Annotated in this window: 10 protein-coding genes; 4 read left to right on the top strand and 6 right to left on the bottom strand. The window is 47.3% G+C overall.

The features are described from left to right. Window positions 1-100: 100 nt before the first annotated feature. Window positions 101-1,729 carry a leucine-rich repeat protein gene (locus H9626_RS09710; protein WP_191710379.1) on the bottom strand — a complete coding sequence of 543 codons (1,629 nt, stop codon included), beginning with the start codon at window positions 1,727-1,729 and terminating at the stop codon, window positions 101-103. A gap of 206 nt (window positions 1,730-1,935) precedes the next feature. Between H9626_RS09710 and H9626_RS09715 the strand changes: the two genes are divergently transcribed. Both H9626_RS09715 and H9626_RS09720 read left to right on the top strand, forming a co-directional pair. After that, window positions 1,936-3,831 (top strand): tetratricopeptide repeat-containing sensor histidine kinase, encoded by a 1,896-nt coding sequence (locus H9626_RS09715; protein WP_191710380.1) that lies wholly within the window; start codon window positions 1,936-1,938, stop codon window positions 3,829-3,831. Next, on the top strand, window positions 3,815-4,435 hold the full coding sequence (locus tag H9626_RS09720) for a LuxR C-terminal-related transcriptional regulator (protein WP_225230952.1): 621 nt from the start codon (window positions 3,815-3,817) through the stop codon (window positions 4,433-4,435). Before H9626_RS09715 ends, H9626_RS09720 begins: the two co-directional genes overlap by 17 nt. Window positions 4,436-4,451: 16 nt before the next feature. Here the strand turns inward: H9626_RS09720 and H9626_RS15060 are convergent, their stop codons facing one another. The 4 genes from H9626_RS15060 to H9626_RS09740 form a co-directional block, all read right to left on the bottom strand. Further along, complete coding sequence (locus H9626_RS15060; protein WP_191710382.1) at window positions 4,452-6,668, bottom strand: cytochrome c biogenesis protein CcsA; 2,217 nt, start codon at window positions 6,666-6,668, stop codon at window positions 4,452-4,454. A 269-nt stretch (window positions 6,669-6,937) separates the two neighbouring features. Further along, window positions 6,938-8,605 carry a di-heme oxidoredictase family protein gene (locus H9626_RS09730; RefSeq protein ID WP_178256767.1) on the bottom strand — a complete coding sequence of 556 codons (1,668 nt, stop codon included), beginning with the start codon at window positions 8,603-8,605 and terminating at the stop codon, window positions 6,938-6,940. Between the two features lie 77 nt (window positions 8,606-8,682). Continuing rightward, the gene (locus tag H9626_RS09735) at window positions 8,683-9,945 is read right to left on the bottom strand and encodes an imelysin family protein (protein WP_191710415.1); all 1,263 of its coding nucleotides are present in this window, start codon (window positions 9,943-9,945) and stop codon (window positions 8,683-8,685) included. Window positions 9,946-9,988: 43 nt separating this feature from the next. Next, window positions 9,989-11,347 carry a hypothetical protein gene (locus tag H9626_RS09740; protein WP_178256766.1) on the bottom strand — a complete coding sequence of 453 codons (1,359 nt, stop codon included), beginning with the start codon at window positions 11,345-11,347 and terminating at the stop codon, window positions 9,989-9,991. A gap of 465 nt (window positions 11,348-11,812) precedes the next feature. On the opposite strand from H9626_RS09740, the gene H9626_RS09745 reads away from it, so the two are divergent. Both H9626_RS09745 and H9626_RS09750 read left to right on the top strand, forming a co-directional pair. After that, window positions 11,813-12,388, top strand: a complete 576-nt coding sequence (locus H9626_RS09745) for a DUF308 domain-containing protein (protein ID WP_191710383.1) — start codon at window positions 11,813-11,815, stop codon at window positions 12,386-12,388. A 382-nt stretch (window positions 12,389-12,770) separates the two neighbouring features. Then, window positions 12,771-13,166, top strand: coding sequence for a hypothetical protein (locus tag H9626_RS09750; RefSeq protein WP_191710384.1), 396 nt, complete (start codon window positions 12,771-12,773; stop codon window positions 13,164-13,166). Window positions 13,167-13,457: 291 nt separating this feature from the next. Here H9626_RS09750 and H9626_RS09755 read toward each other — a convergent pair whose 3' ends face one another. Next, window positions 13,458-14,306, bottom strand: coding sequence for a helix-turn-helix domain-containing protein (locus H9626_RS09755; RefSeq protein ID WP_178256449.1), 849 nt, complete (start codon window positions 14,304-14,306; stop codon window positions 13,458-13,460). Window positions 14,307-14,475: the final 169 nt, after the last annotated feature.

Raw genomic sequence — 14,475 nt, forward strand, 5'->3', positions numbered from 1 at the left:
ATTTATTGTGCTGATATAAAGCGCAAACATAAAGCAAAAGGTTGTTTTTCAGCAACCTCTTGCTTTATCAGTTTGGCTGAATCGTTTATATTTCACCTAATCATTCATAAGAAACACTCTTCCAGTTATAATTTCTCCATGAGTAAGTTACTTCTCCGTGTATGTCTTCCACCCGTCCTACCTGATAGCTGTTTCTTTGAGCGATGGTAAGGTCTATATTCAACGTTTGCGAGCTACTCGGACCGAAGGCATGGTTGCTTACAGTGATGCTTGCGGGGGCTACCAATTCCACTTTAACTAATGACGGGCAGTCTCCGAAGGCATATTGTTCTAACCGGGTGGCTTTGGGCAGGCGAACCCTTGTTAGCGCATCGCAATAACGGAATGCGGAAAGCCCTACATCTGTAACCTCCGGCAATTCTATTTCCGTTAGTGCCGAACAGCCATCAAACGCCATGTCGCCAATGATGGTGGCTTTGGGTAGCGAGAGGGATGTCAGTGCCGTACATGAACAGAATTGGGCAGTGTTGGTACGTTTCTCGGCATCGGTAGGAGCAATTTCTCCCACGGCCGTCAGTTCGGGGAGGCTTACGGTAGTCAGCGAAGTACAGTTGTAAAACGCCATGCTGCCAATGGATGTAAGCAGTTGGAAGTTGACCTCTTTCAGTGCCGTCCCGTAGAATCCGCAACGTTCGAGGGTGGTTAGTTGAGGCATATCTGCCATTTCTAATGCGGAACATTTCTGGAAAGCGTATTCGATAACGGTTTGTACTCCCGGAGCGGTGACTTTAGTCAGTAATGTGTTTTCATAGAAAGCGTAGCTGCCTATGGCTTGTACTTCTTCCGACAATATGATTTCCTGTATTTGGGAGTCGTTTGCATAGAAAGCTTTTTCCGGTACTCCTTTCAGCCCGTTGACCAAAGGCCATCCCGTTACGCCGCTCAAGTCGAGCAATTCAACGGGGATGCCTGAGAACGGCGTGCTTTCGCCAAGAGCCAGTGCAGCATAATCGCCGTTGAAAGTGAAGCGGGTAACTCCGGCGGCGGAAGCGTCGGCTATGGCTTGTATTACCTGTTCGTTTGTAGCTCCCGTAAGGTCGACGGTTGCCTCGTTGCCGTTTATCTCGGCTATGGAAATGCTGACCGTAACGGCGCAAGTGGCACTGACTTCTCCTATTGCGGCTGTCACTGTCGCATTTCCTGCGGCAATGGCTGTTAGCAGCCCTTCTTCCGTAACCGTGACAATGCTTTCGTCAGAAGTAGTCCATGTAATCTCCGTGTAGGTGGCATCTTCCGGCATGACCTGTGCGGTGAGTTGGGCAGTTTCTCCGATTTGGGTCAGCGTAACTTCGGCAGGCGAAATCTCAATGCTTTCAATCTCGATGCGCTCCGCCGTGACAGTTACATTACACGTAGCGCTTTTGCTTCCCGCCGTTACGGTAATTACAGCCGTACCTTCGGCTACGGCGGTTACAGTTCCGTCTTGCGAAACCGTTGCCACCGCTTCGTCAGACGAAGCCCAAGTTCCGCTTTTCACACTTGCATTTTCAGGTAAAATAGTCAGCGTAAGACGTTCGGTATCTCCTATAACCATATTAATAGATTCGGGTGAGACTGTTACGCTGGTCACTTCTACGTTAGGAGTCTCCGGTTCGTCTTCCGAATCAGAACATGCAATCATCCCAAGCGGGATTGCCAAGAACATTAGTTTCAGTAAAAAGTTTTTCATGTTTTAGGGGTTTTAAAATTAATATGTATTTATGTGTTAATTTGCTCAAATAAACGAAATCTAATCTTCTTTTTAGTCACCCGAAAGGATGATTTATGTGCACGGTGTTTGTTTATTCCGTTATTTTGAGCTTTTTGAGGCGACTTTTCGTCATAATAAAATATTTATATTAAATTTGTACACACAATACTAATGACAACACAACGATGAATCTACTTTATTTGCGATGCGTGATGCTTCTGTTCTTTACCGTTTGTCTCCCGGTATGTATGATGAGGGCAGAAAAGGTGTTTACAGATACTTTGCTGATGCGCCTTTACGACAAGGCCGCTGCACTGATGGGAGAAAGTATGTACGACTCGGCACAATATTTCTTCGATAAAGCGTTTGCCACGCCCGGCGTAGAGCAGTCTCCGGTTTACCCCATCCTGCTGAACGAACAAGCCACACTGTTTATCTACCGTGGCGAAAATGAGAAAGGGTTTGACATGAAGCTAAGCGTACTTCCTTACCTCTCTCAAGTAACCGATTTGGAAAAACACATCAGCGTATATAACGATTTGGGAATCCTTTACCGCCGCAGGCACATGCAAGATTCCGCACTCTATTGTTATAATAAAGCCCTCGATGCCGCATTGAAATACGGCGATGCCGGATGGCTTGCCCATCTGAACCAAAATCTTAGCGTGTTATATTTTAATATCAAGCGTTTTGCCGATGCCGAAGCGTGTATAGACCGGGCATTGGAACAGGTATTGAAAACCGATGACCGATATGTAACGTTTGGCGTTTGGCAGGTAAGAGCGAGTATCAAGTCGGAAGTGGGGAAAACTGATGAGGCGGGAATGTCTATCCGTCAGGCGTGGAAGTTGGCTTGTGCCGACGGAGGAAATCCCGTATGGCAAATGAGATGTATGCCCGGACTGTTTCAGTATTTCAGAGACACAGGCGAAAACGATTCCATCAACTACTATTTGGAATGCGGAAACCGTTTGCTTCCGGAGCTTCCCGAATCATCTATTCCGGTGGTGGGGTTCATTCAGGCACGGGCAAAGATTCAACTGAACAGGAAACAATATGCCGATGCGTTGCGCGATTTTCATTGGTTGAGGGCTAAATCTGCAGGAACAGATTTTCATACGATGTACGAAGCGATGGCGCGGTGTTACAAAGGAATCGGTATGGAAGAAAAAGCTTTTGCTTATATGGATAGTGCGCGGATGTGGACCGACTCGTTGGTAGTGAAGAATCTGGCAGAACAGATGGCTCAGTTTGAAGCGAAGTACCGCGCTCAAGAACGCGAATTGGAAATATCGGCACTGCGGCGGCAGGCACTCGAAACAGAGGCTCGAACCTTGAAGATGGGTATCGGTGTATCGGTCTTGCTGCTTTTAGTGGTAGGGGTATTGGGTATGATGCGCCACAAACAAAAAGTAACTACACGCCGTCTGAAGGAATTGAAGCAGGAAAAAGAGCTGGTGTCGGCACAACGGTATATCGAAGGGCTGGAGGTGGAATGTAAACGTTTTGCCTGCGAACTACACGATGGCATAGCCAATGAACTGTTAGGCTTGCAGCTCAGGGTCGCTTCGGCTTCGGACGGACTTTCGGCAGCGGAATTGTCGGAATCCATCGGGCGATTGCGTGGAGAAGTTCGTGCCATTTCGCACGAGCTGATGCCTCCCGAATTTGAACGGATGAGTTTCGATGATATACTGTCCCGCTATGCCGATGTAGTGACTCACGATACGGGTTGCAAGGTGGTGTATCACGCTTCCCCTGCGGATGCGGGCAGCAACATTCCCCCACAGACGGCTTACGAGTTATACCGCATCGTGCAGGAACTTGCCATGAACTCCGTACGGCATGGCGGCGCAACGCAGGTCGACATCCGTTTAATCGGCAATGCCGGAGAAGCTTATCGGCTGGAGGTAACGGATAACGGAACAGCGAAACCTGCGGGCGGCGACGGTATCGGACTCCGTACGGTTGGCGAGCGGGTGAAAGCCATTCACGGAACATTTGAAAAAGGCGAAACAGACGAGGGAGGACATGGATGTATTTTGACTTTTAACATGAATGAAAATGAACAACGGGATTGAGGCATATCGGGTTTTGGTTATTGACGATCATCCTATCGTGTGTGAAGGGTTGAGAGGACTGATAGCGCAAAAAGAGAATACCTTATGTGTGGGCGTATCGGATAAGAAATCGCTGGAAGCATCGTTTGCCGGGCGGTTCGATTTGTATATTACAGATTTGGAGTTTCCGGATGTCGATATGGGAAAATTGGTTATTCGGTTGCGAAATCATGCGCCCCGGTGCAGCATCCTTGTTTATACCATGCACGATGAACCGTGGGTGGCGGCTAAGTTGTCGGATTGGGATATTGATGGAGCCGTTTCCAAAAATTCGGATATAAACGAACTTCATCTTGCCATTGCCGCATTGCGTGAGGGAAGAAGGTATTTCGACAGGGCATTGGCTCCGTGCCGGTCGTTGAGCCCTTTTGCTGTTCCTGATTTCTCACGGCGCGAAAAAGAGGTGTTGGATTGCCTTGCACGGGGAATGAATACAGCCGAGATAGCAGATTCTCTTTTCATAAGTCCCAATACGGTGAAAACACATCGCAGGCACTTGATGGAGAAATTTGATGCCAAGAACGTGGCTCAGTTGATTGCTAAATGGAAACGCTGGTCGCTCTGACGGCGTATATCACGTTTTACGCATAGCTGTGCATTCCGCCCATGATAAAGTTTACGCCGAAATAAGTAATTAGTACGCTTGCGAAAGCGATAACACAGAACCAATGGAAGAACATCGGACGGCGGAAAAACGGAAGCGATGCCGGATGAAGTGCAGAGGCATAGATAAGCATAGTGATAAGTGCCCAGACTTCTTTAGGGTCCCATCCCCAGTAGCGTCCCCACGAAACGTTTGCCCATACCGCGCCGATAAAGATACCGAGGGCAAGGCAGCAGACTGCAGGATAGAGTAATAACCGACTGATAACTTCCAGACGCGCTATCTGTTCGGTACAGTCATGAAGTGAGCGCCTAAGCAAGAGAGCGGTAATTCCGTTCATCATGGCAAAGGCAAGCAGAGAGTAAGCTATCATGATGGTTACTACATGGATGCTCAGCAGGGGAGAAGCCAGTACGGGCATCAGTTGGGTTATCGGCGGATTGGCTTCGCCGAGCATCGAAACCAATAACGCAAGTCCGCCGAGCATGTATCCGAAAGCTATGACAGCCTCAAAGCGTCGGCAGCAAATGAAAGTCAGCAGAATAACACAGACAGCCATGAATTGCATCGTCTCGAATCCGTTGGACAGCGGAAGGTGGCCGCTTACGTATCCCCGTAGGCAGATTACAGCCAGCAAGTACACTCCGATGCCTCCCAGCAAAGCAAGCAGCACCGTTCGGAGTATTGGATTTATGCGCTTGCGCCGGCTCATGCTGCGGCAGCAGAGTATAAATGAAATAATACCTGTTGAGAGGCAAACCATTGCAACCGGACGGGTATGGCGGAGCATGTTGTATAGTTTTTCAGCTTTGAACTTTAGAGGCGAAGGCAATATGTCTGCCGCTTCTTTCTCTTGGTATTTTTTTATTTTCCCGATGAAGAAAAGAGCCTGCTTGTTATTGTTCCGGATGATTTGTTCGGCTATCAGACCGATGCTTTTCCTGATGAAAAGCCATTGGTCGGGAGCCATGCCCTGCGGTTGTTGGTCTACCATCGAAATCCAAGTCATTGGTCCGTTGTTGGTCGGGCGGTAAGGATAAATTTTAAAGAGACTGCCCGTTGCCGCCATGCTGATGAGGTTGAATTTTTCGTCGGCTTCTTTGGCTCCTCTGAGGGCAGGTGCATTGCTTCTTCGCGTTTCTTTCAGTTTGTAACCTTCTTTGCCTATAAAGTCGGTAAGTCGGGCATATCCGGTTATTCCCAACCGCTGTTGTACATCTTTGCTTTTGATGCGGATTATCGGCTCGTTTTTCCAGTCGTCATAATAAAACAACCATCCGGTCAGCACTTGTTCGGCTGTCAGCCCTTTATAAACACTTTTTCCATACAGTTTCATCGTAAAGTCGCGTGCCAGTGTCTGGAGCGGGCAAATACGGTCGTTGTAATATACATACAGGTTACCGAAAGCATCGGCTACGTTTGGCGGCAATACGTTGGGGCGATTCGTTTCGGCAGATACCGCGGGGAGACATCCGAGCACGATTATCGTTGCCGTTACCGTTCCTTTCCGAAGCAACGGATGGCGGAGCAGTTTACGGAATCCACTGTCGGGTACGAAGAAAAACAATAAAAAGCTGAGGGTAAGCAGAGCATAGCCTGCGTAAGTGATGCCTATCCCGTAAGGGTCGTGCGATACGGCAAGAGTTACTCCGTTCCCATCAGGGTCGTATGCCGACTGGTAGAAACGGTAGTGACGGTAAGTGTAGATGTTGTTCATCGAAACCGTTCCGTTGTCGTCGAGGCTGCCGTCGGTCACCGTCAGTTGGCTTACGTAGTCCATCGGAGCTTGTGTACCGGGATAGTAATCTATACGGAAACCGTTCAGCTTTATTCGGAAGGGAAGTGGAATACTGTCGCCTTTTTCGTCACAAAACATCTGTTGCGCAGGGGAATTTATGCGCAAATGAATATTGCCTTGCCTGCCGAATAAAAACGTAACCATTGCACCGGTCAGGATAAGAGCCAGCGACAAGTGAAGCGAAAAGGTTATGGGAAAACGGTACAGTTTGCGTTTCAGTGTGTAGGCAATGCCTGCAACGGCCGCTATTCCCCACAGGCCGACAAAGCCGTAAGAGTGGTAAATGTAGCGTGAAGAAAACGATGTGCCGTACAGTTTTTCGAGTATGGTGGCGGTAATAAGAACGACAAGCAGAATGCCGATACCTCCGAAGCTGACTATTTTCAGTAGTTTCATGTCTTTATGGGTTGGGAAATAAAGCACGGATTCACAGCCTCGCGCTTGAGTATCCGGAAAAAGATTCAAACTTGGCTTTGCAATCCGTGCTTGTGAAGAAGAGCTAACCTTTATATTCTGTGTAATAGCGTTTTAAACGAGGCGGAATATTCCTCAAAATTCTACCCGTAGGACAGGGGAGTCCTATGGGTAGAACCGTTGGACTTAACGGTTAGAATTACGTAACGCAAGCGGTAGCGTTTTTCAAGCCAATCCGCCTCCGTTCCGCCTTAGATGGAATCAATGAATTTAATGATGGCATCGCGGTCTTCCTTCGACAGCTTGCGGAAATTCTGAGTCGTCTCATACGCATCGCTTTGAGGATTCGTACCGTGCCACATAATAGCCTCAAGCGTGGTGCGTGCGCGGCAGTCATGCAAGCGGTCGGCATATTCAGCCCCGGTACATTTCTGGTGCAGTCCGCGTCCCCACAGCGGAGTGGTCCGGCACCATCCCGTGCGGATGTCGTTCACCATAAACAGCCGATGTTGAACCATGTCGGTATAAGGCCAGATTTTCTGATGCGGATACCGGGGAAGTTCGTTTGCTCTGTCGCCAACGAAGAACCGTGCCGGGTCGCGTATTTCATCCTCGCCGGTAGTCCAGCTCGGCTTATGGCAATACGTACATCCGATTTGTTCGAATAATTCTTTTCCCTTCAAAACCGTTTCATCGTTTACATTACGTGCTGCCGGAACAGCAAGTCCTCTGTGCCAAACCATCAGGTCGATGTATTCTTGGTCGGTAATTTCAATGTCAAGCTCTTTCGAATTAAGATAAGCCTTGATGTTTGCCTCTTCGTTATATGTGCCGTCAGAGTTGGTCGTATGCCAGTCGGGGTGCGTATGGTCAGGGTCGATGTTCTCAATGTAATTCCGGAATCCCGCCTGTACTTCCGGGTCTTTCGAAGAATAGTCGGCATACGTTCCGGCAGCGTCTAAATAATGGAAACGCCGGTCGCTGCGGGTAACGTTCGTAATGTTCCAAAACGCATTGGCTCCGGCAGCATCCTGTAACGGACCTCGGCTCAGTGCATACGTGTAACGGTACGGGTATTTCGTTCCGTCGCCTCCCTGTGTGGTATTGGCATACTGTCCCACCCATTCGCCGTTGGCAAAGATTGCCGGATTAAGCGTTACGCCTGCCTGTTCCTGTTTCGTATATTCCGCTTTCAAATCTTCATCGGAAATGGCATCAAGCAATCCGGTTCCGTAAATACCGATGGTCGACTCCAAACGCACTTCATAGTTGCCCACGTCGTATCCCTTGTTGGCAACATAAATGGCGCTTTTCGGGATGGTAACCTCCGGATAGCGGAGCTGGTAAGTCTCGCCGTCGTCAAACTTGTTTCCATACGAGTCAGTATACTCATGCCATGTAATCTGTATTTGTGACTCATCGAGCGGTTCCTTAAACGGAGCCACGGCTTTGGTTTGCGGCATCCCCGACAGCCAAGATACGTATGCGTTGGTTTCGGGATTGTAAACCACCAGCAGATATCCGTTCCCTATTTCGTTTGTATTAAATGAACCCGAAGGCTGGCTCTTTCCGTGTCCGTATCCCGGATGGCAGTGCATACAGGAACTGCGGATATAAAGCGGTCCTAACCCGTGACGTACGCCATCGACATTTGCCATAAAAGGCTTTTCGAACAACTGCTCGCCCCGGTTGAAAGAAGCTGTAAAGCCACCCTGATCGACTGCGGGTGTAGGTTGCTCGAAAGCTACGGAAGTAACGTCGGTCGAAGTACCCAATTCGCCTCCGGTGTAATACCATTCGGGCAATTCGGTTTCAGAGTCTCCTCCTGCCGGGTTGTCCGTCCCCGTCTCGTCATCGCTGCAAGCAGCCAGACTGCCACATAACAGGGTTGTCATTAAGAAATAGTAATGTTTTTTCATACCGTAAAGTTAGTTTTGAAATGTAACAATGAGCGGACGTGGCAAAACGTCCGCTTTAAAGCTGATTCCTGCATGAATCAATGGTTTGCAGATAAGATATTGTCGACTTCGAAGAATATATCGTTCAGTGTATTACATGCGTCGACAGCCGCCTGATTGATGGCATCGTCTCTGCCCGCCCAATAAGCAAACGGTTCTTTCATCTGCGAAATGGCATTATAAGCATCGTCTATTGCCTTTTTCACTCTTTCGTCCAAGTCGGCATCCAAGGAGTTGATGTATGCGCTCAGCGTATAGGTAGACGGCTGAATAACGGTTTCGCCTGCATTGTATGATTCGCTGCTCTGGAAACCTTCATACGCATTCTGGATACTGATGATGTTATCCTTGAAGTCGGTGATTGAATTTAAGCTGTACGGCGATTCGATGTAACCGGGGTCTTCCTCCATACCTCCTGCGGGGTCTCCTAATCCGGTGGGGTTACCTATCTTGATATTTCCCACTTCGTTGGCAATGTTTTGAATACCAGCCGAAATCAAATCCTGAACCGCTTCCAAGTAGTTCACGTATTCGCTGCCGGCTTGTCCGGCGTTAATCATTACCTGACTGTAATTAACCCCTTTGTCCAGTTCGTTGTCTTCCAGTATGGCTTGTTTTTCTGCCGTAACGTTTTCCGTTCCTGCCCAACATGCTTCCAGCAGCACGCATTGGTTACGCAAGTCTCCGGTAACGCCGGTCATGTAAAGCAGCTCTTGGGTGGTGTAGTTTACATTGTGGGCAATGCTTTTGGCATCGGCTCCCGTACCTTGCAGTTCGAACAGCAAATATTCGATGGCATGGAATCCCTGTAAGCCGAATCCCAAGTTATTGCCTACATACGTACCGTCTTCGTCCATCTGCGACATTTGTTCTTCGTTAGCCAACAGTGCGTCCATCGAAGTCTTGTCCAAAGGCCACGAGTCGATATGCGGGTCAATGTTATAATCTCCCGCAGGACCGAACAGCCATGCTTCGCTCAACTCCCAGTAGCGGCGTGCCTTTTTCCATGCTTCGCCTGCCGTTTCCACTTGCGCCGTGGTAACGTTTCCTGCTCCGGCATTCTTCATTGCCAAGCAAGCGTTATGAAGCTCAATGGCGGCATCTGCCATTCCCCGATACGTGGGTACGGCTGTATTGTTGGCAAAATCGGTTACAATGTTCTTCAACGCCTGTTCCTGTTCTGAAAGCTCTCCTTCACCGCCTCCGGTTCCCGGATCATTCTCGTCACTACATGCATACAGTCCCATCGCCATGAATGCACCCATCGTAAGATAAAGGGGCATCTTAAAAAACTTAGTCATTTTCATTTTGTAATACTTTTTAGAGGATTATTGATTGTTGGTTTTAGCGTGTAAACAGTCCGGCGTATGCCACACCCAGTGAAATCGACGGCTCGTTTTTATAGAAACTCCTCATCAACCCGATGGAGTATTCACCCTTTATCACGATTTCCTTCATCGGATAATAGTTCAGTCCGGCGGCAATGCGCTGGCGTCCGCACCATTCGTATTTCTGTATGTTTGTTTCTGTTTTATACATAGAGTCGTAATAATCATACCTGCCGAAGATGTATAGTTTGTGACCTTTCTCGTGGAGCTTGTCGAACTGTGAGAATATGTTGTAGCCCGCTTCTATTCCGGCAGCGATGGCATCCGAACCGATTGCCTGCTTGGGCGAAGGCGAAGTGCTGGTCATGCCGCTGTTGAAACGGAATATCATGGCTGCATCCGACAGGTGACCGTAGTCGAAGTTCCCGCGTACAATCCAGTTGTGGTCGTTATAAGCAAAATCGAAAGCCCCGATTGCTACCGTGCCTTTCACGTCCTGATAGCGGTTGTTTCCGCTGCTGCTGTTGTTGCTCTCGCTCGTGGCTCCGCGCAGAGAGTTGCTGAACGAATTGCCTATATAACCGCTGACAGACAGGCGCAAACCTTTCACCGAGAAGTTGTCGACACGGAAAGCCCCAGCCACTGCATTGCCGATTTTAAATTCGTAAGGACTTCCTGCGCCTCCTTGTATCCAGTTCTTGCGGCTGAAGCGGTCAGAATCCAAGCCCGGCAGAATCATGGCTTCATATCGCCAGTCGCCCGCCTGCCCCCAGATGCTTAAACCCGTTTCGTGCCACGTACAGGGCATGATGGTATTTTCGCCTTCCGGACGGTAGACGCCGAAAAACTCGGTAGGCGTATGGTGCATGTTCGTGCCGCCCACGGGAACGATGATGTGACCCAGCCGGATGTTAAATTCCGGACAAAATGATTTTTGTATCCAGAACTGTTCGAGGGCAACTTCCCCTCCGCGTTCTATTTCGCTTTCGTATTCGCCTCCTTCTTCCTCCTCTATTTCGATGGCGCTTTCGGTTCCCCCATGCTCAAACTCGATTTCGCTTCCCATCGACCATCCTTTCCCGAAGTCGTAGCCGAGGAAAATAACCACATGCGGCAAGTCGAAACGTCCGTGTTTTTCATTGCTGTGAGCATTTACCTTGCTCTCATCTAAATAGCGCATGTAATTATCGCTGTAAAAATTGCGCGAATATACCGCTTCGCCGTAACCGCCTACGGTGAAACGAGAACGTTTCTTTTCATTCACCTCCTTTTGGTCTTTCGAGTCGTCGGAAGTCGTTTCGTAACGGTTGGTTGCAAAACCGTGAGTGCCGAACGCTGCGAACAGCAGTGAGAATAGTAAGGCTTTTTCTTTCATTTCTTATAGTTTTTTAGTTTTTATTATGCTGCAAAGGTAGGAGAGGTTAAAAAATCGGACAATACCTATTTGTAGGTAAAAAAGAATGTTAAATACCTAATTGTAGGTATTTTTATGGACATATATTACATATCAAAAGGCGGCAGACGGGTGTTTGATGTCTGATTTTGATTCTTTTTGTATGATGTTTTTGATGCTGTTTGCGGCAGGATTCTCAATCGTAACCCGAATGATTTTATAACTTGCCACGGTGAGTTATATAACTCTGCAAGGTGAGTTGTATAACCCCGCATGGCGGGTTGTATGACCCGGCTTAGTGGGTTATAAACCGCAGGCCGTTGGTTCATCAAACCGTGGCGGACGGAAAGGTTTTATGCAGCTCTTCCGCAACAAAGTCTTTCGGCGGATTGTTTATATCGGTAGAAGTTGTTATATTCGTACAACGAAATAAAAACAGAAAGTAGTATGAAACCTTTTAACTATGCAGTAATAAGCAGTCTTTGCGCCTTGATTATCGGTGTATTGCTGATAGTATGGCCGGATGTGGCAGTAAATTATTTGGTAATAACGGTAGGGGTATTGTTCCTGTTGCCGGGTTTGCTGGGGCTTTTTTCTTATTTTGCTTCTGCCGGGAAGCGCAGGGAAGCCGGAATCCGACAGGCTTTTCCCGTCATCGCACTGGGCAGTTCGCTGTTCGGGTTGTGGCTGATGATAATGCCGGAGTTCTTTATCGGCATCCTGATGTATGTATTAGGTGTACTGCTGGTACTGGGAGGAATAAGCCAGTTGGTAAACTTTGCTTCGGCGCGTGCCTACATTCCTGTTCCGGCAGGGGTCTATGTGTTGCCCTCCGCCATCCTTGTTACCGGCATCGTGGTGCTGTTTAATCCCTTTCAGGCGGCTACCGTTCCGTTTATCGTATTAGGAGCCGCATCGGTGGTTTACGCACTGACCGATCTGTTTCGTCTGCTTCGTTTCCGCCGTAAGCGTAACGGGCAGATAGAAGACATTACCCCCATCGAAGAAATGAAAGAAGAGTAAGAGCTTGTGCGGGAGGACATGGAAAATTCTATTCGGAAGGCGGTCGAACTGATCGCTATAACCTGATTTTAAAACGTTTTTTATATAAAACCTGTTAAGAAACATCTGCTTTCATATTAGAAGATTGAATATATTTTGTAACTTTACATCGTATTGCAATACAAAATGAAAACAGAGATAGTTAACCCTTTACTCTTAATGCTCATGAAAAACTTTTTTATTTTCTGATTTTGTCTGTTTAATCATGGTTCTAATGAGTAAATTAAGACGATAGATTCTATGACAACCATCACAGCTGATGAGAAAGAAAATCTGTTTTTGATGATTGCCGTATCGGTAAATAGTATTTATTATTGGAGTAACCATTTATAATATATTGCTTATGAAATTCCTTAAAATCAGATTGTTGGTCTATGTGGCAGTTGCAATCGCGCTGTGCTGCCTTATGGAATATGTTGAGTTGATTATTGCTATGACCCTGATGGTGATGGTAATGGACTGGGCAGGTACGTCATGGTATTTCTTGAATCGCAGAGCCGAAGCCGGTGACGAAAAAAGTCGGTTGAAATTGGAAAAGGTCAAGAAAGTCATTGACAACATCTGGTTTGACTTCTCTGTCTATCTTCTGTTGTGGGGATTTTTCGCACTGATAACGCATTGCAGCGGGAAGGTGTTTATCGGTGTCACGGTATTCTGTTTGCTCGGAGCCGGATTGACAGTTTGCGGTCACATCAGAAGGAAGCGGGATGCCGAGTCCATGAAAGGGATATCGGAATAGCAAGAAATGTAAACGTTAAAGCGGGCAACGCAGCCGGAGTATTCCTGACGAAAGAGAAAAGAGGAATACTTCGGCTGCGTTCATTCCGGTAGTAGCCTAAGAAACTGCTTTGAATTTCTACAAAAAGTTTTTCTTAACTTGATGTATCCGTTTTCGTGTGCGCTTTGGGCGATTTTTCGGTCTTTTCCACTTCTGTTCTTCGTCAGATAGCCCGCTATCTTCCTTATCACACAAGTGGAAATGCCTCAAAAAATCATCCCAAATCATCGCACGATAAATTCAAAACAGTTTCTAAGAGTTTCGGTATTGTTTGGGCGACATGCCCGTATAACGTTTGAAGTATTTTCCGAAAAAAGAGATGTCGGGGAAATTAAGCGAGTAGGCTATCTCTTGGATGGTCATGCCCGTAGAGCGCAATTTGGCTTGCGCATCGCGGATGATGAACGACGAGATGATGTCGGTCAGTGTCTTTCCCGTAATCTTCTTGATAGTCGTACTCAGGTGTTGGGGAGAAAGGTGCATCTTTTCGGCATAAAACGAAACGTTTCGCTCCGTCTTATAATACTGGATAACGATGCGCACCAGTTCTTTCACGATTTCCTGATTACGGCTGTAATGAGACGGTTCGAGTTGGGGCATGTCTCGCTGATAGATGTTTCCCAAGAGAAGAATGAGCTGGCTGTATGTCAGATTAATCTGTATTTCGTTCATAAAATCCTCCACGCGCAACGACTTAATCATCAGTTTCATGTAGTCGCGGAATATTTCGGCAACTTTAGGTTCGAGGTGCAATACCGGTCGTTCGAAAATATAAGGCGTATGCTTGATGGTATGCGAAAACAGATACGTGCTTCTGACCAAATTTTTAGAGAAACCTACGAAGAAGAAACGGCAATCTGCGCTTTGTTCCGTTATCTGAAAATATACTTCCGGATAAATGACAGCGATGGAATTGGCTTTCAGTTCATACTGGTTCAGGTAAATCGTTACGTTGCATGTTCCTCGCGTACAGAGCAGAAATATACATCCCGGCGAAGGTTTGGGAACATTAAAAAGTTGTTTGAAATTGCCGCACAGGTCAATACCTGCGGTCATATTCTGTTCTTCCGGTATTAAGTCGAGTTTTTTTAGCTTTTTCATCTATTTATCTCCTAAAGTTCTCGGTAGCAAATATAATGTCTTTGTAGTATATTCCCAAATCTTGCGGATTTTTCTTCGCTGGCGGTAGGGGCAGATAGAAAAAAAAGACATTCAAGAGAATATCTCTTAAATGTCTTTTTCTTCGTAGTGTGAGTTTTTATTCAGTAGC

It is taken from the genome of Phocaeicola faecium (assembly GCF_014837055.1).
GTDB lineage: Bacteria > Bacteroidota > Bacteroidia > Bacteroidales > Bacteroidaceae > Phocaeicola > Phocaeicola gallinarum.